Here is a 20700-nt window from a genome sequence, read left to right on the forward strand (position 1 = left end):
GGGGACACGGTGACGGGACATACAATCGTGTTTTGGAGTCCGGTATCGGGAACCGGGACAACGAGCAATCTGGCAGCGACTGCCTCGGTCATGGGACTGGAGTATTCGGCACATATGTTGCTGCTGGGTCATTGTGAAAGTCACGATATCGCCTTGAAGCAATGCTTTTATCAAACGCATGCCTCTCGGGAGATGGACATGGATGTCTCAGTCAATATGGGGGTAGATGCGTTATTGCGACTGCTGCAAAACCGAAAATTGCAACCCAACATGATTCGGGATTACACGCTGCCTTTGTTAAAGGACAGGCTCGACTTGCTGCCGGGTTCAAGCAAGCCGGATGATCGTTTTATTGACATGGCCACGCCTTGGATGGAATCGCTGCTAAGCATGGCGAAACGGATGTATGATCTTGTGTTTGTGGATGGCGGCAGCGGAAATTCATCGGAATGGACCAACAGTTTACTGCGGCTGGCGGATGTGCTGGTGGTGTGCCTCCCGCAAAATCGGTTGGCTGTCCATCGTTTTTTTCGGATGGATGAACTTCAAGCGATGCTCGCAACTAAAAAGCATGTGCTCGTATTCGGAAAATATGATCGGTACTCATCTTTGACCCATAAAAATTTGTTGCGTCCTTATGGACGGCGTTTACAAACATGTTCGGTCAGTTACAATACACGGTGGTTGGATGATGGACAAAACGGGCAGGCGATTTCTTACATGTATCGCAATCGGCAAGTGCAGCGGGAACATGAAAACTATCTGTTCATGCGAGACGTGCGAGCGTTGGCACAGGCGTTGATTGAACAAACGGGCTTGCACAATGCCTTTTTCGGCGGGAAGGAGACCCCGATATGATGGGCGTGTTACATGGTCTGTTAATCGGAGGCATTGTCTTAATTGGCGTATTGTTCTTGTATTTGCGCATGAGCCGAACCTTGCCGGAACGCCAGCAGGAAGCGCCGGTGTACACGTTGAAGGCGATGGAAGAATACGTCAAAGGAGCACTGCATGACGTGATAAGCGCCAATCTGACGGATTACGGTCTATCAGAAGAAGAGTATCGGCGACGGAAAAACAAGCGGGCCGAGATGAAAAAAGCGCTGCGCGGATGCACGTCTGGTGATCTGCGTGACAAAATGTATGTCAAGCAATATATAACCGATTTGCTTGCACAGCACTATACGTTGGATCATGAACATCTGAACCGGTTGATCCCGTTTGATCGCCCTGAATCGTTGTCGCATCAGGATCAGTTTGACATCTTGCTTCATGTATACAAAAAACGTCACGGCTATCATGCGCTTAGTGAACTCATACGCCGCTATGATCTGGATCGGCCCAAGCCGGATGCCCATGAAGAACAGGAGCTGTCTTACCGTATTACGTCTGAGGAGATCGGCGAGATTTATGAACAAGAGGACGTCCAGCTATCGGAAGAGGATAAACTTCAAATCGTGGTGCAGCGCATTTACCAGCACTACAAAGGCTTTAGTGTCGTGGACGAACTGCGCGATATGCGCATTGACGGCGTGTCCGGCGGAGTGTCCGGTTTGCCGCCTTCCGTATGGGAAGAAACATGGGATTGGGACGGGGATGTTCAACTCGGTGAGGTGCCGCGGGCGCATGATAGTGTGTGGGTTTTTTATGAGGGGAAATCCATCCACCTTAGTTTCCTCTCCTTTGGATCGGAACTGGAACTGCGGCGCGTATGCCAAAACATCTACAAGCATAATTTTCCCGGCCAGTTGTCCGAAACGACCGGATACAAGGTGAATGAAATGGCCGACGGTTCTCGTGTCGTGGTGCTGCGCCCCCGATTTGCCGAGTCGTGGGCTTTTTTTGTGCGCAAATTTGATGTGCAAAATGCCACTTTGGAACAGCTGATTCGCGATGAACATGCGGAACTGCCGATTGCTCTGATTCGCTATCTTGTGATGGGAGAGCGCATTACGGCGATAACTGGCGCGCAAGGCAGCGGGAAAACGACGCTGCTTATGGCCATGGTGCGTCATATATCCGCCCTGCTCCCGATTCGCGTTCAAGAGATGAGCTTTGAACTGCAACTGCGCAAAATTTATCCGAATCGTAATATTCTCAGCCTTCGGGAAACGGAAACGATCTCCGGTCAGGCCGGGCTGGATATACAGAAAAAAACGGACGGCTCGGTCAACATTTTGGGTGAGGTGGCGACCGACCCGGTAGCGGCCTGGATGATTCAAATGGCGCAAGTGGCTTCACTTTTTACGTTGTTTACCCACCACGCCAAAACGTTTCGCGATTTGGTGTTGTCCTTGCGCAATTCATTGCTCAAAACCGGCGTGTTTACCAATGAACAGGTGGCAGAACAGCAAGTGGTCAGCGTCATCAACTTTGATATTCATTTAAAACGGGATGCGGACGGTCGCCGCTATATCGAGCGCATCACGGAATGCGTACCGCTTGCACAGGAAATGCCTTACCGGACAGACTTTCGCGAGAAAAAGACGCTGGATGAGAAGATGGATGCGTTTATGGAGACGGTGACGGACTACTTCCATCGCTCCACGGATCGGAAACTGTATGAAGCGCGAAATGTCATTGAATATCGGGACGGCCGTTATGTTGCGGTTCATCCGTTGTCCGAACAAAGCCGCAAAGAGATTGCCGAGCGGCTTGCCGGTCCGGACCAGGCAGCTTTCGAGGCGTTTTTGTGTAATTGGGGGGATGGCGATGAATCTTGAGTGGCTTTCCCTGCTGCTTGGCGGAGCGACGCTGTTGTTTCTTGGGGCGGTCTTAGCGTTTCAATTTTTGTCCCGCTATGGGGAAGCCGGGGCAGCACGAAAGTATGAAGCCTTGCGCCAACCTGCTAAAACGAGCAACAAGCAGGCATTGCACAACGGCATGCAACAACTCTATACCCTCTGCTCTCGTGTACCGCTCTTGCGTACCTACTTACACTTCATTCGTCGTCGTTTGGTTATTCTCCACCTGAGCGATGAGTGGAAGCTGCGTCTGGAGACGATGCGGACGGCGCTTTGGCTCTGGGGCATGTTGCTTGCAGCGGCTGTGCCGATCACGCTTTGGGTGCGCGATGTATTTACACTTGTTATGCTGATGATTGGCGGTTGGGTTTGCCACGGCATGTTAACAGACGTATTCGTACAACGGTTGGAAATGCGATTGTTGCGTCAGCTACGCCAGTTTTTCGGGGATGTCCGTCATCATTATCACCGACACGGAATGGTAGAAGAAGCGATTTACGAAGCGACGGATGAAGCGCCGTATGAAATGACTTTGCACGGCCAGGAAATCGTTGAAGTGTTGACCGACAGCCACGCGGAAGAACGACTGGAACAATACTTGGAAGCGGCTCCGAACCGTTATTTGAAAGGTTTGGCCGGATTGTCGTATCTGGTGAAGGAATACGGAGACAAACAAACGGATAGCGGATCATTGTATTTGAAGGCATTGGGAAAATTGGCCGGTGAATTAAACTTTGAACTGTTGCGCCGGGAACGCCTTGGTTTTTTGTTGCATGGGCTGTCCGTTATTGCCCTGCTTCCGCTCTTGTTTACCCGTCCGATTGAAGCATGGGCCAGCTATTATTTTTCGGCGATGGACGCCTTTTACAGCAGTGTGATGGGTTGGAGCATAAAGCTCGGCTTGATGGGGGGCGTTTGGCTCTCCTATGTTCTGCTTCGTCATATTCAGAACTTGGAGACCTCACCGAAAATCACCAGCCGAAAGAGATGGGAAAAATGGGTGCACGGCCGGGGCTGGATGCGTTGGCTCGTTCACCGTTTGGGTCCTGCTCCTGGCTCAAGGGAAGCGGAACGGATGGTGAAGCTACTGAAAGAAACGGCTTCTCCTTTGCGGTTGGAATGGTTTTATGTCCAGCGAATCGTGGCGGGAAGCATGGCTTTTCTTGCAGCAATGGGACTATTCATAGCTTTGCATTATGCGGATCGGCATCAAGTGCTGTACGCGCCGGTGTATGCTGATACGCTGTTTGGTCAAGCGACGCCTGAGGAGCAGGAAAAAGCGCTTGAAGCAGCCGTGCTGGATCGGAGAATCATCGATAAAGTAAAGGGGGTGAGGCCTACAGAGGAGTCGCTCTTGGAGCTGTTGCGAAAGGAGACCGGAGGAGAACGTTCGGATGAAGCGCTTCGCGCGGATACACAGCGCATTATGGGCAAGTTGGAGAAACTCGACAGGCAATACGTCAAATGGTGGCAAGTGCTATTGACCGTTTTGGCGGGCTGGGTCGGCTACTGGGCGCCGGTCGGCATTCGCCTGTTCCAGCGCAAGATGCGGCAAATGGAAATGAAGCATGAAGTGGATCAATTGCAGGCGGTCATTGCGATGCTGGCCGATATGGACCGCATGTCGGTAGAGCATTTGCTAATCTGGATGGAGCAGTTCGCCCGCGTGTTCGAAGAGCCGCTGCAAACATGCCTGCTCCATTTTGATCAAGGCGCTGAACAGGCGCTGGCGCAGCTCAAGGAGGATGCGCCTTTTAAGCCATTCGTGCGCATGGTGGAAAAGCTGGAACTGGCGGCAAGCACGCTGCCGATTCGAAAAGCGTTCGATGATTTGGAGTCCGAGTACGTGTATGCACAGGAAGAACGCAAGCAGGAGTACGAACGATTGATTGAGCACAAGGCGGGCTGGGGCAGAATGATCGGGTTCGCACCAATGATGGCGCTTATTTTCGGTTATCTGGTCATTCCGCTCATTGTTGTTAGCTTGAACCAAATGTCGGTGTACTACGAGCAATTGCAACGCATTCAATGATTCATCTTTAGTGGTGCTTTCCATGTTGGAAAGGACCGTTTTTTATTTCTACATTTAAAGGAGAGATCGACCATGTCCAATGCACAAAAGGCGCTGGTAATGGCGGCGGGCATTTTCCTCGCAATTGCGCTCATTACCCTCGCCGTCGTGTTGTTTATTTCCGCACAAGATTCAACAAAAGCAGCTCAAAGCAATTTTAGCAATATCCAAACGGAATTATCTCAGACGGCCTTTACGGTGTATGACAACACCACACTTTCGGGCAGCCAAGTCGTCAATGCTCTGCGCAAGTTTTCGGATCAGGAGCAGTTTGGCATTCAAATTATCACCGGGAAAAACCCGACCGGACAGTGGTATGGCAAAGTCATCAACATTGGCGTTCCAATGGACAGCATCACATATGGATCGGTCGTTGGCGATGCACCTGGACGTCTGGAGCATACCGTCGATGAAGCCAATGTGAACTATGTCAATCCAAGCGGAAAGTTTCAGGCGAAATTGGTGCTGGATCGCAGCAACGTCATTCGCGGGATCGTGTTCCGCCAACAATAAGGCACGAAAACGAAATGAAGCCAAGGGGGGGCCGTCTAGCTGGCGCCCCCGTTTGCTGAAAGGAGGAAGCCATTGGATTACGCGACGCGAACGATGTTGGAGATGAGTGCATCCTGTCTCCTGTTTTTGATCGCCGTGGTTAACGGGCTATGGCTGTTTCAAAACGGCGCGACGCTTGCCGATTCGGCCTATCTCGCCGGTATGACGCAGGACCGGACCATCCGGCAAACGTTGTCTCCCTTGTCCGGTGATGGCAGGATGTCGGGAACCGAAGTGTTTCAGGCCATCGCGCGGTTGGAAGAAGGAGATGCGGAAATCGTGGTGGATGGCGTCCGATACGCATCACCGGTGAACCGGGAGCAATGGTTTTCAGACAGAATCCAACTCCATGGCCGATACAGCGTCTTGCACGAACGTGACACGGACGGGCGGCTATTGCGCCTGGTAGTCGTCACACGTTGAGGAGAATGCCATGAACAGTTATATCAAGGTGTTTGCGATACTGCTTGCCGTACTGCTGCTTTACATCTACCCGATTTACACAGCGTTCCAGCAGCAGGATGATATTTCAGAATTAGTCGTCCTGCGGGCGACAACGGCGTTTGTGGATGCGGTACGTGACAAAGGATATATTTCACCGACCATGTATACCGATTTCAGACAAACTATTGAGGCGACGGGCCTTGATTTCGATGTGCAGATGGAACATGAAAGCAAGAAATATGTGCCGGTATATGACGATCCGACCAGGCCAGAAACGTTCCAGGGTACGTATGAAGTGCATTACGATGCGTTTTACAACGCTCAGATCTTGCCGGTGCTGTTTCCCGGTAGCTCTGCCCCCAGAGACGACCCGTCAAGAAGGTACAAACTGCGGGTGGGCGATACGTTCACCGTCACGGTCAAAAATGTGAGCCGTACGCCCGGCACGGTCTTGTTTGATTTTCTGAACAGCACCGTCAGCCCGAACGATAAAATATTCATTCCTTATGGCGGGGGGGTACGCAATGAAGTGGATTGAATGGGCTGTCGTTGGTGTGCTGATCTTTTTCCCGTTTGCCACAATCAATCAGATTGACGTAGAACTGATGCGTCAAACGATGCTGCTCGAACTGCGTTATGACGCTGCCATGGATGCAGCGGTGGATGCGGCGGCACAAGCACTCATCATCAATGCAGATCAGCAGCATGAGTCACGCTACGAGTCGGTCAAGCGAGTGGCGGTCAACACGGAGGAAGCGCTCACGGCGTTTTACCGGACGTTGTACACCAATTTCGGCATATCCGGCGATCCGGTTGCGCAAGGGGTTTTGAACCGTTACATTCCGGTGATTGTTGTCATTGGATACGATGGGTTTTATGTTTATGCCGAGGATGAATGGACAGATCGTAACGGCCAAACGGTCATGGCACCGGCTTGGGGAACCAAACGGCCGTATGCGTATACCGATTCAAGCGGCAACAGCTATTCCTTTACGTTGGATGAACAAGTGCTGGTGTATGCTGCGGCAACTCGCAGTTGGCATGAGGGTTTTCGTAGGGACATTCAGGCGGAGGCCAACATTCCGTTGTTACGAGATGCGGCGTTATTTCATGAAGTGCGGCTCAGCACCATCGTGGGCGCAATACAGGATGAGCTGTCCTATCGGATCAACAAGCATAACGAGGTCGCCCTGCGAAATGGTCTTTCCTATACGTTTATACTGCCGTCCATCCCGCTAGAGGAATGGCACAACACGATTGCCGATGTAGGCGTTGTGGCTTTTATGCAGGGCATTCCGATGGGACGCAAGGTATATAACAACTACGCACTGGGCGGCAGTCGCGTGATGAAGCAAACGGAGATTGTAGGAGCGATGAAAGACAATATGAAAGTATATTATCGCAGAAGCTGTCCGTACTCCTATCCGATAGAAGAAACGTTCGCAAGCGAAAAAACGGCGGCGCAACAGGGATATATGCCGCTTTCTTGTTCCTCTTTCTAAGGGTGGACAGTCTGACTCATGCACATTATGCTAGTAGTAACAGTACAACCAGTCCAGTCAGGATTACTTGAATAAGAGGTGAAATGAGTGAAGAAATGGTTTATGGCCATGACGATTGCCGTCCTGGTTATCAGCTTGTTCGGGGCTACGGCAAGTGCTGCCAGTCTTCCTCCTACGTTTGTAAGCGTGGTGCTGGACGGCAAGAAAATATGGTTTCCCGATGCCCAAGCTTATGTTGATGAGAACCAGCGGACATTAGTGCCGGTTCGCTTTGTCGCAGAGTCGCTCGGTGCCAAGGTTGGCTGGGAAGCTCAGAGCCAATCGGTGCCGATTGAACGGGACGGCCAGCAGATTCGACTGCAAATCGGTTCAAATATTGCGCTTGTCAATGGACAAGAGGTCGCTTTAGATACGCAAGTGGTAACCAAGGACGGCCGGACGTATGTGCCGTTGCGCTTTGTCAGCGAGGTGCTGGGCGCAGAGGTGGAATGGGACGGCAGTACGTCAACGGTGACAATTCACACGAAGGACATCTCTGAGAGCGACACGGATAAATGGGGCCGCTTGCTCCGCACGACGGATCTTCCGAAAAATACGGCGGACTATCCCTACATTTTGGCCGATGTTCCCAATGAGATGTACGAGATGGCGTACCCCCACTCCCGTCCTTCAGAAAGCAAAGTGTCTTCCGAACTGTACGCGACCATCCCCGAATACAACAAGCAGAACGTGGACATCTGGATGGGACACTTAAAAACGTTTGGCGCTTTGTTGTTAAATGTAGATTACCGCACGATTGATGATACGTGGGCGCAGGCCATGTTTGCAACGAAGATGCAAAACTCCAATGCGGAATTGAGATACATTCGTGAATATGTGGATTGGGTGAAAGAAAATCAAATTCATATTATGGGCTACCTGGAACCGGAGCCGTCCATGATTTTTTATGACGGGTTTGGAGCGGATTATATTCGCGTCAAGTTTCGGGTTCAATTCCTCTCGTTTAAACATCATGAACGGTTGATTTATGATAACTGGTTTCCGCAGGAAGCAGATTTTGAGAAGAATGTGTGGTATGAAGGGTACGCCGACATCAAAATGGTCACCAATGTCGGCGGCAATTGGGGAAGCACGTTGAAAGTCTCGCCAACGGCCAGCTTGTTTTTCAACCACACGATTTCAAAGGTGGAATGATCGGTGGACAATAGAAAACTTTATCAACGTGTACTGTGCATGCTGCTGGCATGCATTTTTTTTATGCCTATATTTGCAGTTCAGGAAGCGAAGGCTGGACCGCCTCAAGTGATTATCCGTGACGGCAAGATTCAATTTGAAATCACCAGTACGGCGGCGAGCACTTCGATTCGCTATCGGACGGTGGGCTGGGTGGTGACCCGGGAGCAAGTTTGCAGCACAACATCACCCAAACAATGCGCTGACCCGCGCAGCAGGCCGCATGCGCTATTTATGAATCAGGAAGTACGACAAATCGGGCAGCATCCCGATCCTCCTATCCCGGGGCAACCGTTGACATCATACTACGAAATCCCCGAAGAAATCGTGACGCAGCGTCTCTGGCAAGCAGGGATGGAGGGCATTCAGAACAATGACGATCTTTACTTTTATGCTGTGATGGTATCGGTCAATGCGGACGGCTCGGTGCGGAAAGGTCCGTTTTATACACTGTCCGGGATCAAACAAGCGGAGGGCTGGAGATTTCCAGACGATCTGGATGACTACTTTGGTTTGCATATTCCTTACCGCAGTGCAGAATTCCCAGTGGACGTTATCGCTAAGACAGTAGACGGACGGGTGATTGACCGACCGGATGTGACATTTGAAAAAGGAAAGTTCGAGATCGGGGAAACGATCAATCATGAATTTCCGGCGGTGATCGAAGACAATGGAAAAACGTATACCATCGTTCGCTCCTATATATCACCGAAGCAAGACCCGTCACGAAAAACATGGGTGCAGGAAAACCCGGAAACGAACGAAAAAGTGCGCATTCGCAGCTTTACGGTCGCGCTTGGCGGAACGAATCTAATCGCCGAATACTCTGAGAAAAATACGGTGAAGGCGATTTATATGACAGAAGGCGGCCAAGTCCTGAAAGAGGTGGATAAAGGCGAACATGCGACCGGAGATGAAGTGAATCATACGTTTGAAGCCACGCTCACCAAAGACGGGCAGACGTATGAAATCATCCGGTCTTATATCACGAACAATAACAAGCCCGACGAAAAATTATTTATTCAGGAAAAAGGAGATAGCAAGATGCTGGATCGGTCCATCTTTGTCGGTTCTGGAGGCTCCAATTTTATCGGCATATACAAAGGGGGAAATGGCGATACGGATGACGAAACAGAGCCTGGAGCTGTCAAGGAAAACGAAGTGATGAATCCCGATGCTTCGGCTGTGATCCGGGCGGATACTCGCGGTGCGGAACGCTTCGACGTGCTTCAAGGCATCCCAACATCGGAGAGTCTCTATGTTCAAGCGAATGCCAAAGCATATCTGTACCGAAACAAATTTACGGAAATCAAAGGGACGAAGACGTACCCGATTACCGTTAGCCGAACATACACGCTGCGCTGGACGGAATACGTTTCCGGTCCCCCTGACAGCGAAGGCAATCCGACCAGAGTGCCTGTTTCACGCTCGGATACGCAAACCGTAACGAAAAGCTATACCGTGGAGCGCAAGTACAGCTACTGGCTCATTGACCGTCTGGAGGTATACGGCTTGCAAAAAGCAGAGGTTTCCAACTACGCATTGCCTAGCGGACAAGTTGCCTTGCAGCCGAATAGCTACACCCCGCCGAGGGTCTCGGTTTCTCACGACGCCACCCATCAGGCTCATATTATCGATCCGGTCTATCAAAATGTGTCGTTGCCTGGGCAAACGATTCAAGGAGGTTCCAGCCGTCCATCTGTGCCGAATGAGGATTGGACCAACGCAGCGGAACAGGCTATCGGAAAAATCAAAGTGAAAAACGATTCGCTGATCTTTAACGGACAAACGATCATGGACAACCGGATCACGGAAGAAACCGCCCCGACCCCAAGGGAGATACCGACTCCGCCCGAGATCGGACAAAAAGTTCTGTATAGCAGCGGTTTGATGATCGATGCCAGCAAACCCAACAAGGCCGATCAACCAAGCTCCGGCACGATCTTCTTTACGCTCATCGAAGGAATTGGGGGCGGTCAGAACCAAAGCTATCCCATTGATGGCATTAATCCGGTGACGGTGCATACGCCGGTCGTCAATCAGGCTTCTGTATCTGACGATCAGGCGCATAATCAAAAAACGCAGCCGACCGCAGGGAGAGCCGCGCTTATTCTGGATCGTCCATTTACGGTCGCCATCCCAACCAGTGGAGCGCATCGGGATATAAAGGGTTACGGCAATCGCGACTATGGCAAGTATATGCGCGACAAGCAAGTATGGTTTCCGTTTGACGTGTACAAAGCGGATCGGAAAACGCTGATCCCGAAAGAAACATGGACGTCGATCCCGGTCGGTCAGGTGCAGACAACGTTTTATTTACCTGTTTGGGTGGACGAGGGCAATTACGATGTACTATTCCGAACCATTGCTGAAAACAGTCCTCCCTCCTTTACGTCACAAATGAACGCCAACTTAGACTTGACGCACCATGTGGCCACACAGGTTGTGCCGGTTGAAGTGATCGGCCGTGTCTATGATTTCCGCATCACAGACATTGCCGACTTTAATTGGGAGACCGTATTTCGCAGAGAACGAGGAAGTGCAACGCCGACTGGCAACGCTTATTGGGTGGGGACGAAGGGCATCGACGGCGCAGCACGGGGTAATCAGCCTCCTTACGTGTTACCGATTCGACCGGGGAGCCATCCGGATGCCGGTAAGAAAAACGTGGCTGTCAAAACGGGCTACCATATTAAATTTGAATTGAAGAGTATGGGCAATATGTTTGGTTCGGGCGACGGGATCAAGATTACGCCAACCTTCTATTTTGTCGACAGCAAGGGTAAGAACCGGCAAGAGGTGGACTTGTACTATCATTCGGGGAATAAACGGTTTATTCGCATCGGCTCCAGTGCAGATGTGGAGCGACGTCATGTGACGCTGGACACCCGCTTGCGCAATATGTCCCAACAGGAACTGACGAACACGGCATCTTCCCTTTGGTCGCTGAACGGTGCGTCTGGCAACCAGCAAACGTTTATTCAGCAGTTTTTGAAAGATGCACAGCAGCCCGTTTACGTGGGTGGATATGATGTCATGTTGCTCCCGCCACGGCTTCGGACATTTATCGGCAGTATGGAAGTTCCTTCCGGCATCGACGTTTCGCGTGCTCATGCGTCAGTGCAGCGCTGGGTCGGCGAATACAGTCTACCTGCCGCACCGTATGTCGTCCCCAAAGGATTCAACTTGGCCGAGTACGGACGCACCAATCGGCTGGACGATAAGTCGCCTATTTTTTTGCGGGACGGGTACATCATTGTCAATTTCAATATTGAAACGATTCGCAATCAGCAGGTGAATCAACCACATTTGCAGTATATCCACGCACCGCTCAGCAATCAATGGCGACGAGAAGGGTTTCAGCATCGCTTTGTCGACCCGTATGGAGCAACGTTTAGTTTGCAGGACGGCGATGTGGTGTTCTATCATGCCGACCTGTCTTCTTATGATGACTTTGGAACAGGAGGTACCCATTAAATTCACCAGCCGGGAGGATAGATCAAATGGAAAGGTTACAAAGTGCCGCACCGGAGGAGGCGGCTTATTTTTATTCCTCGTCTGCTGAGGAGGGCATTGCGCGCGGATGCATCGGTCATCTGCGCGGAGATTTTGGACGGTCGGGCGAAGAGTTCTGGGTGACCTGGTTTCCCCGGAACTCACCTTTTGAAACGCCTGCATTTCAAGAAGAATTGGGCAAGGTGTTTCAAGTGATCGGCGATCAGGGCGTGCTGAAAAGCCGTCGGCATATGCTTCGGTTCTGCAGCCAGCATCCGGAAGCACGGATCGGCGGCGCTTGGAGTACGGATGTGTACGGGTTCCGCATGGAGACGCAGGATCACCGCTACTATTTGCGCTGCTTTCCTTTTGCCGGGGATTACAACTTTTACTTATACTGCTACGCCCGGCCGGAGCGCGTGACGGAGCAGCAGCGGCAAGCGTCAGCCGTGCAGAAGAAAAAAACGGAACAGCAACGTTAGTGGAAACGGAGGTTCGGGCGATGTTTGGCGAACTTCAACCGTTAGCATCGGAAGAGACACCTTACTTCTATTCAGCGATCGCGACTCAAAGCAAGGAACTCAGCTATATCGGTCATTTGCGAGGAGATTTCGGCACTGATGACGATCAGTTTTGGATGTCATGGTCGGATCATGCCGGGGAACGGAGGACGCTTGCCTTTCGCCAGGAACTGGCGGCACTTGTGCAACATTTGCAATGGCAAGGACTTTTGCTCAATTTGAATGAGATGCGAGCCTATTGCAGGCGGCACCCGGAAGCACGTATCCCCGGCGCATGGCATTCCGATGTTTGTGGTTTCTGTTTACAAACCACTCACTATCGCTATTATATTCGCTGCTTCCCTCATCTTGGCGATTACAGCTTCTATATCTACTGCTACCGCAAGAATCACTTGCTTGGCCGATCTGTTCAGCAGAACCAGAACGGCACGGTAAGCCGTGTCAAGGAGGATATATCATGAATGATCTGGCACGCTACAAGCTGATCGCGGCAGCAGCCGTACCGCCTGCTGCAAAGCTGTTGTACGGCTATTTGCTGGATAGTACGGGCGGGAGACACAAGTCGGTCTACCTGTCCAGTACAAAAATGGCAATCGACGTAGGTTTTTCTCCTTCGACGGTTCGTAGAAACTTGCACCGTTTGCAGAGTAAGGGTTTGATTCGGATCATCGCCCGCTATTCGGAGGAGGGGATTCAACTGGCCAATCAGATTACGATCTTATGAAAGGAGAAAGGTACCGTTGACCGCGAAAATACAGCATATCGTTGATTTGTCCGTTCATGCCGCCCGCATGGTTGTGGAACATCCCGACCATTGGGCGGATTTTTTGTCGACAGCGGCGTGGAACTACAAGTATCCGTTTCAAGATCAGTTATTGATCTATGCACAGCGGCCCGATGCTACTGCTTGCGCATCCATCGACGTCTGGAATAAGCGGCTCAACCGTTGGGTCAAACGCGGGGCGAAAGGTATCGCACTTATCGAAGACCGGGGCAACCATTTTGGGTTACGGCATGTGTTTGATATCTCGGACACGCAAAGCCGAGATCCTCGACCGGTCTCGCTTTGGCGCATGGAGCCGGGCGATATAGCGGTCGTTACGGAAACGTTGAACAATGCGTTTGGCGAGCAGGAACCGGATGCGGCATGGCCGAATGCGCTGCTGAGCGCAGCCCGGAACGCGGTGGATGACAACAGTTCGGATTATGTGGATTTGCTTGTTCGAGAGCTTGAGGGCAGTCTGCTTGAAGAACTGGAACGCCAACCTGTGGAAGTGCTATTCCGTCAGATTGCGTATCATTCCGTTGCCTATATGGCACTAACCCGCTGTGGTATGAACGCCTCTCACTATATTGGACGGGAGGACCTTTCAGGCATCGGGAATTTCAATACACTGCCCGCTCTTTCGCAGCTTGGAGCAGCGATCAGCGATATCGCGGAGATGATGCTGCGGGAAATCGAATCGACGATACGGGTGCAGCGGCGTGTAGAACGTCAGACTTCACAGGCTAGAGACGTTCGCACCGTTGCAAGAGAAACGGCCTTGACACAAAATGAAGCTAAACGATTGCCAGAAAGGACGGATGAACATGGAAGTGACTTACACCCGTCAAGGGGACTATCTGCTGCCCGACCTGACACTGACCGAGGATCATCAACTGATCGGCAAGTATGGGATGTTGCGCAAAAACTACCTGAAAACCGAGAAGAAAGGCACATACGCCAGCCTGCTGCTCTCGGGCGAACTGCACCAGCATCTGACGGAAATCGATCGGTCGGCGCGGACGCAGCTCGAACAGTCGATGAACGAACTGCTCCGTCTGCACCCGGCCCCGGACAAAGCGAGCGATCCGCTGGGCTGGACGGGTTACATGAACAGCCTGAAGCAACAGGTGGAGGAGACCATTCTGACGGAACTGATTTACAACTAAAATGGTATGATCGAAAAACGGAAGATCGGAGTCTTCCGTTTTTTCATGACCATCATGCCATCAACGATCTACTGCGCACCGCTCCTTTACTGAAAAGCAAGTCGGAAATCGAGGCTTTCTTCGCCGCACATGAAAATGAAGGGGAGCGGGCGTTGTATGTGCGTAGCCTGTTTGCGCCGGGTCAGTCCGAGCTTACGCTGGACGAAGACCTTCTCATCGGGTATGAACCGTATCGCAATGTGCTCCATCTTTGGACGGGTCCGGCAACCGAACCAACCGCACAAAGTTTTTATGATTGGGAAGTGATCGTCGGCCATATCAACAGTATGATAGTACTTAACGAATTTGACCCGGCACGAAAGACGGAGCCATCGGTTCAGCAGCAAACCTTATTTATGGAACAGGCGGAGGCGGATACAGCCTCCGCTTTTGTCTGGCCGCAGGCGGTGATCGATGCGATTCTCCAACAAGGAAGCGGCTTTGCCAACAGTAAATATCGCATTGCTCTCCATTTTCAGCAATCGTTATCGGAGAAAGAAAACGCCGAATTTTTGAAACGGGAATATGGCACGGGCGGGCGCGCCCCTGTACTGATCGGCACGGATATTTATGAGCACCATGATAGCAAAGGCATCACGTTGACCCGACGTTCAATGACGGATCAAGCGCAAAAGCTAGTGTTGCCTTGGATGAAGGTACAGAAGCGGATCGGCGAGTTGCTGGCGGCGGGACGTTATCTGAATCGTTTGGAAACGGAACGACTTCCTGCATTTGCCGAGCAACAGGAGGAGCGCCGCAGGCAGATGGCCGAAGAAGCGTCTGCTCGCGAACGGTTGGAACAAGAACAGCCGTCCTCCTCACAGCAGTCGGAGACGATGGAGCGGAAGCAGGCGCGTTATGCCTATTCGCCCGGCGATACGGTCTTTTTTGGCGCGGACGAATATGAGATTTTGCTGGTGGAAAACGGTAACGTGATGTTGCGGGATGTTCATTTTCCGCTTTTTACCAAGGAACTGGAACGCCGAGATTTTGAACGCATCCTGCGTGAAAATCCGCTTAATGATCATCTGCTAACTGATGAACAAGGAGTGGAAACCGAAGCGGAGGAACATGCCGGAAAAGAAATAGAGCCGGAGCTTTCGGATGGAGATGAGCCGAAGTCTGCCTCGGCATCCCTTCAGTTAACCGAACAAGTATCGGATGAGGCGCATAATGAGGAAGCACCCTCTGCTCCTTCCGCTGTCGAGGATGTACGGTCTGTTGCACCGCAAACGACTGCGGTGAATTACCGTATCACCGATGACCAGTTAGGGCATGGCGGATCCAAGGTTAAGTATGGTTTTAATGTAGCCGCGATTCGCTTGCTCAAACAATTGGAGCTAGAAGGCCGCCAGGCAACTGCGGATGAACAGGTCGTTCTCGCCCGCTATGTCGGATGGGGCGGAATCCCACAAGTATTTGACGAAGCGAACGCGCAATGGACGGCCGAATATGCCGAACTGCAATCGTTGCTGGAACCGGATGAGTATGCGTCCGCTCGCGCATCAACGCTGAACGCTCACTATACGTCTCCAGTTGTCATTAAAGCAATCTATGGTTGTCTGGAAAGGATGGGCTTTCGCAACGGCAATATTTTAGAGCCGTCCTGCGGGATCGGCAATTTCTTCGGGTTAGTTCCGGAGTCGTTTCAAGACTCGCAGCTATTTGGTGTAGAACTGGACAGCATCACAGGTCGCATCGCCAAGCAGCTTTACCCGCAGGCGACGATTGCGATCAGCGGGTATGAGGAAACCGCTTTGCCGGACAGTTTTTTTGATTTGGCCATAGGGAATGTTCCTTTCGGCGGGTATGGTGTGGCGGATACACGCTATGACAAGCACAAGTTTCTCATTCACGATTATTTCTTTGCGAAAACATTGGACAAAGTGCGTCTGGGCGGCATTATTGCCTTTATTACGTCCAAAGGAACGATGGATAAACAGAACCCGGCTGTCCGCAAGTATATTGCGGAACGGGCAGAATTGTTGGGCGCGGTTCGTTTGCCGAACAACGCTTTTCAGTCCAACGCCGGAACGGAAGTGACGGCGGATATTTTGTTTCTGCAGAAGCGCGACCGAATGGTGACTGTCACCGAACAAAGTGTGGAATGGATTGGCTTGGCAGAGACAGCCGAAGGCGTGCCGATCAATGCGTACTTTGCTGCGCATCCTGACATGGTGCTTGGGACGATGGCGTTTGATGACCGGATGTATGGCAATAGACAGGAGACGACTTGCAACCCGTACCCGGATGCTAATTTAAGCGAACTGCTGGGAGAAGCACTGACCAATATCCATGCCGATTGGGTGGAGTTTGAGAGGGAAGTAATGCCGGATGAAGAAGACACGTCCCTCCCGGCCGATCCGACCGTGCGCAATTTCAGTTATACCCTTGTGGACGGCCAACTGTATTACCGCGAAAACAGCCGGATGCACCGAGTGGACACGTCGGCCACGGCCGCCGGGCGAATCAAAGGTATGATCCGATTGCGGGATACGGTGCGCGAACTGATCGAATACCAGACGGAAGATTATAGCGACGAAGAGATCCGGGAACAGCAGCGGAAATTGAATGCGCAGTATGATCGTTTTACCGCCCAATACGGTCTGATCAACAGCCGCGCCAACAGCCTGGCATTCGCCGACGATAGCGCCTATTTTTTACTTTGTTCATTGGAAGTGCTCGACGAGGAAGGGAAGCTGCTACGCAAAGCCGATATGTTCACGAAGCGTACGATTCGGCAGCGCACGACCGTTCGGCATGTGGAAACGGCAGAGGAAGCGCTGGGCGTCTCCATTGGAGAAAAAGCACGTGTCGATCTCCCCTATATGCAAGAATTGACCGGCATGACAACGGAACAGCTTGTTCAGGAGTTGCGCGGCGTGATCTTCCCCAACCCGGAAAGACTGGATGAGAAAGGACAGCCGGTTTTTGAAACGGCGGACGCTTATTTGTCTGGCAACGTTCGTGACAAACTTCTGATTGCACGGCGTGCCGCCGAAGTGGATGCAGAGCGGTATGGCGAAAATGTCAAAGCATTAGAAGCGGTGCAGCCGAAAGATTTGGATGCTTCCGAGATTGATGTGCGGTTAGGAGCGACGTGGCTTCCTCCGGAAGTGATCCGGGAGTTTATATTCGAACTGGTGGACACGCCATACATGTTCCGGCAGTCTATCGACGTCTTGTATTCCGAATATACAGCTGCCTGGAATGTCCGAGGGAAAAGCAATGACCGCAGCAACAACATTAAAGCCAACGTGACCTTCGGAACGAATCGTGTGAATGCGTATAAGATTTTGGAAGATACCTTAAATTTGCGAGATGTGCGCATTTTCGATACCGTGCTGGAGAATGGCGTGGAAAAGCGCGTTTTGAACAAGCAAGAGACCGCAATTGCCCAACAAAAGCAGGAGATGCTGAAAGAAGCGTTCCGCGATTGGATTTGGAAAGACCCGCAGAGGCGGGAACGATTAACGCGTTTGTACAATGATCGTTTCAATGCGATCCGCCCGCGCGAGTACGATGGCAGTCATATTCGGTTTACGGGAATGAATCCGGAAATCCGGCTGCGCCAACATCAAGTCAATGCGGTTGCCCGGGCGCTGTATGGAGGCAATTCCCTTTTTGCTCATTGTGTAGGCGCAGGCAAAACGTTTGCCATGACCGCTGCGGCCATGGAAAGCAAGCATCTTGGCTTATGCAGCAAAAGCATGTTCGTTGTTCCTAATCATTTGACGGAGCAGTGGGCAGCGGAGTTTTTGCAGCTCTATCCATCGGCCAATATTCTGGTAGCGACCAAGAAGGACTTTGAAACAAAGAACCGGAAGAAGTTTTGCGCGCGGATTGCCACCGGCGACTATGACGCGATCATCATCGGACATTCGCAGTTTGAGAAAATTCCCATATCGATGGAGCGCCAACGTCAACAACTGGAGGAACAAATTTACGAGATCACAAGCGGCATTCGCGAGCTGAAGGAGGCCAAGGGCGAACGGTACGCGATCAAGCAACTGGAGAAGACGAGGAAGACGCTGCAAACCAAGCTGGCAAAGCTGAACGATACCAGCCGCAAGGATGATGTGGTCACCTTCGAGGAGCTGGGAGTGGATCGGCTATTCGTGGACGAGGCCGATTCATACAAAAACCTGTTTCTTTACACGAAAATGCGCAATGTGGCCGGACTGTCGCAAACCGAAGCGCAGAAGTCGTCGGACATGTTTGCCAAATGCCGCTATCTGGACGAACTGACCGGAGGCCGGGGTATCATCTTTGCGACGGGTACGCCGATCTCCAATTCCATTACGGAAATGTATACGATGCAGCGCTACTTGCAATATGAGCGGCTGCGAAAGCAAGGATTGCAACATTTTGATTCCTGGGCTTCGACGTTTGGCGAGACGGTCACGGCGATTGAACTGGCACCGGAAGGAACGGGCTATCGGGCGAAAACCCGGTTTGCCCGTTTTTACAATTTGCCGGAACTGATGAATATGTTCAAGGAAGTGGCTGACATCCAGACGGCGGACATGCTCCAGCTTCCCGTACCGAAAGCCCATTTCCACAATGTTGCCGTGCCGCCAAGCGACTTCCAGCGGGAAATGGTCGCGGATCTCGCCCACCGTGCTGAGCGGGTGCGAGCCAAGGAAGTAGAGCCGCACGAAGACAATATGCTCAAGATTACGAATGATGGGCGTAAGCTGGCACTGGATCAACGGCTGGCCAATCCGATGTTGCCCGATGACGAAGGCAGTAAAGTGAGCGTTTGTGCGGACAATGTGTTTCGGCTATGGAAGGAACACGAGGAAAAGCGGCTAGCCCAACTGGTGTTTTGCGATCTATCCATCCCAAAGCAAGACGGAACGTTCAATGTGTATGACGAACTGCGACGCAAGCTGACAGAGAAAGGGGTGCCTACCGAGGAGATTGCGTACATTCACGATGCCAACACCGAGGTGAAGAAAAAGGAACTGTTCGCCAAGGTGCGGACTGGCCAGATTCGTATACTGCTTGGATCGACATTTAAAATGGGGGCGGGCACCAATGTGCAAACGAAGCTGATTGCGCTTCATGATCTCGATTGCCCTTGGCGCCCGCGCGACCTGGAGCAGCGAAGCGGACGCATTATCCGGCAAGGCAATGAGAATAGCGAGGTACACATTTTTCGGTATGTGACGGAGAACACGTTCGACGCTTACCTTTATCAGACGCTGGAGAATAAGCAGCGCTTTATCTCGCAAATCATGACCAGTAAATCGCCGGTACGTTCTGCTGAGGATATCGATGAAGCAGCCCTTTCTTATGCCGAAGTCAAGGCGCTGGCAACCGGTAATCCGTATATCAAAGAGAAGATGGACCTGGATATCCAGGTTTCCAAGCTTAAGCTGCTCAAGGCTAATCACTTGAGCCAACGCTACGCATTGGAGGATCGGTTGCTGAAAGTATTGCCGCAACAAGTCAAATCTACAGAAGATCGAATTGCCGGGTATGAACAGGATGTCGCTCTATATCTGCGTTCCAAATCGGCTATGCTGGAGGGAACGGATGAATCCAAGTTCCCAGGTATGGTCATTAAGGATTTTACCTACACGGAGAGAGCGGCAGCAGGCGCGGCCTTGCTGGAGGCGTGCAAGGGAATGACTTCATCCGAGCCGCAGGAGGCGGGCAGTTATCTCGGTTTTTCCCTATGGTTATCCTTTGACAGCTTCCATAAAGAATACAAGGCGACCCTGCGCGGCGCATTGGGCCATACCGTCTCGCTAGGGATGGATGCAGGCGGCAACATCACCCGGTTGAACAATATGTTGGCGGATTTGCCAGCCAAACTGGAACATAGCCGCCAGCAACTCTCCACGCTGCTCCAGCAGATGGAAACAGCGAAGGAACAAGTCGAAGCTCCTTTCGAGAAAGAACAGGAGCTGCTAACGAAATCGGCGCGACTCGCGGAACTGAATGCCCTGCTAAATATGGATAAGCGGGAGAATGAAGCCGTGGACAGCGTTCCGGACGAAGAACCGGAAGCGCCCGAACGGCGAGTGGTGGGCCGTGGGCGATAACGGCCTGACACCGTTGTTCCCCCCTGAAAGGGAACTTCATGCTGACCATTACGGAGAAGAACATGGTATCGGTGCGAGCATTTCACAGGTCGAAGATCGCACACTTGTTAAAGT

General features: G+C 51.8%; 13 protein-coding genes. All 13 read left to right on the forward strand.

Going from position 1 to position 20700, the window contains the following annotated elements:
* Window positions 1–9 precede the first annotated feature (9 nt).
* The 13 genes from NR121_RS14130 (at window position 10) to NR121_RS25480 (ending at window position 20586) form a co-directional block, all read left to right on the forward strand.
* On the forward strand, window positions 10–858 hold the full coding sequence (locus tag NR121_RS14130) for a CpaE/TadZ family protein (protein ID WP_095397607.1): 849 nt from the start codon (window positions 10–12) through the stop codon (window positions 856–858).
* Entirely contained in the window at window positions 855–2723 is a 1869-nt protein-coding gene (locus NR121_RS14135; protein ID WP_256831351.1) for a CpaF/VirB11 family protein, read from the forward strand. Before NR121_RS14130 ends, NR121_RS14135 begins: the two co-directional genes overlap by 4 nt.
* Window positions 2713–4776: a hypothetical protein gene (locus NR121_RS14140; RefSeq protein WP_054819770.1), complete on the forward strand. Its 2064-nt coding sequence runs from the start codon at window positions 2713–2715 to the stop codon at window positions 4774–4776. Before NR121_RS14135 ends, NR121_RS14140 begins: the two co-directional genes overlap by 11 nt.
* Window positions 4777–4848: 72 nt before the next feature.
* The gene (locus NR121_RS14145) at window positions 4849–5328 is read left to right on the forward strand and encodes a hypothetical protein (protein WP_054819771.1); all 480 of its coding nucleotides are present in this window, start codon (window positions 4849–4851) and stop codon (window positions 5326–5328) included.
* Window positions 5329–5400: 72 nt separating this feature from the next.
* Window positions 5401–5790 carry a hypothetical protein gene (locus tag NR121_RS14150; protein WP_054819772.1) on the forward strand — a complete coding sequence of 130 codons (390 nt, stop codon included), beginning with the start codon at window positions 5401–5403 and terminating at the stop codon, window positions 5788–5790.
* A gap of 10 nt (window positions 5791–5800) precedes the next feature.
* Window positions 5801–6349, forward strand: coding sequence for a hypothetical protein (locus NR121_RS14155; protein WP_256831352.1), 549 nt, complete (start codon window positions 5801–5803; stop codon window positions 6347–6349).
* Window positions 6336–7313 carry a hypothetical protein gene (locus tag NR121_RS14160; protein WP_256831353.1) on the forward strand — a complete coding sequence of 326 codons (978 nt, stop codon included), beginning with the start codon at window positions 6336–6338 and terminating at the stop codon, window positions 7311–7313. The genes NR121_RS14155 and NR121_RS14160 overlap by 14 nt, the downstream gene beginning before the upstream one ends.
* 87 nt (window positions 7314–7400) lie before the next feature.
* The gene (locus NR121_RS14165) at window positions 7401–8507 is read left to right on the forward strand and encodes a copper amine oxidase N-terminal domain-containing protein (RefSeq protein WP_054819773.1); all 1107 of its coding nucleotides are present in this window, start codon (window positions 7401–7403) and stop codon (window positions 8505–8507) included.
* Window positions 8508–8510: 3 nt separating this feature from the next.
* Window positions 8511–12023, forward strand: coding sequence for a DUF5704 domain-containing protein (locus NR121_RS14170; RefSeq protein ID WP_256831354.1), 3513 nt, complete (start codon window positions 8511–8513; stop codon window positions 12021–12023).
* 26 nt (window positions 12024–12049) lie between these two features.
* The gene (locus tag NR121_RS14175) at window positions 12050–12523 is read left to right on the forward strand and encodes a hypothetical protein (protein WP_054819774.1); all 474 of its coding nucleotides are present in this window, start codon (window positions 12050–12052) and stop codon (window positions 12521–12523) included.
* A gap of 20 nt (window positions 12524–12543) precedes the next feature.
* Window positions 12544–13023 (forward strand): hypothetical protein, encoded by a 480-nt coding sequence (locus NR121_RS14180; RefSeq protein WP_054819775.1) that lies wholly within the window; start codon window positions 12544–12546, stop codon window positions 13021–13023.
* Entirely contained in the window at window positions 13020–13286 is a 267-nt protein-coding gene (locus NR121_RS14185) for a helix-turn-helix domain-containing protein (RefSeq protein ID WP_054819776.1), read from the forward strand. The genes NR121_RS14180 and NR121_RS14185 overlap by 4 nt, the downstream gene beginning before the upstream one ends.
* Before the next feature lie 16 nt (window positions 13287–13302).
* Window positions 13303–20586: a DEAD/DEAH box helicase family protein gene (locus NR121_RS25480; RefSeq protein ID WP_256831356.1), complete on the forward strand. Its 7284-nt coding sequence runs from the start codon at window positions 13303–13305 to the stop codon at window positions 20584–20586.
* Window positions 20587–20700: the final 114 nt, after the last annotated feature.

Source organism: Paenibacillus sp. Pae15, from assembly GCF_024519685.1.
Classification (GTDB): domain Bacteria; phylum Bacillota; class Bacilli; order Paenibacillales; family NBRC-103111; genus Paenibacillus_G; species Paenibacillus_G naphthalenovorans.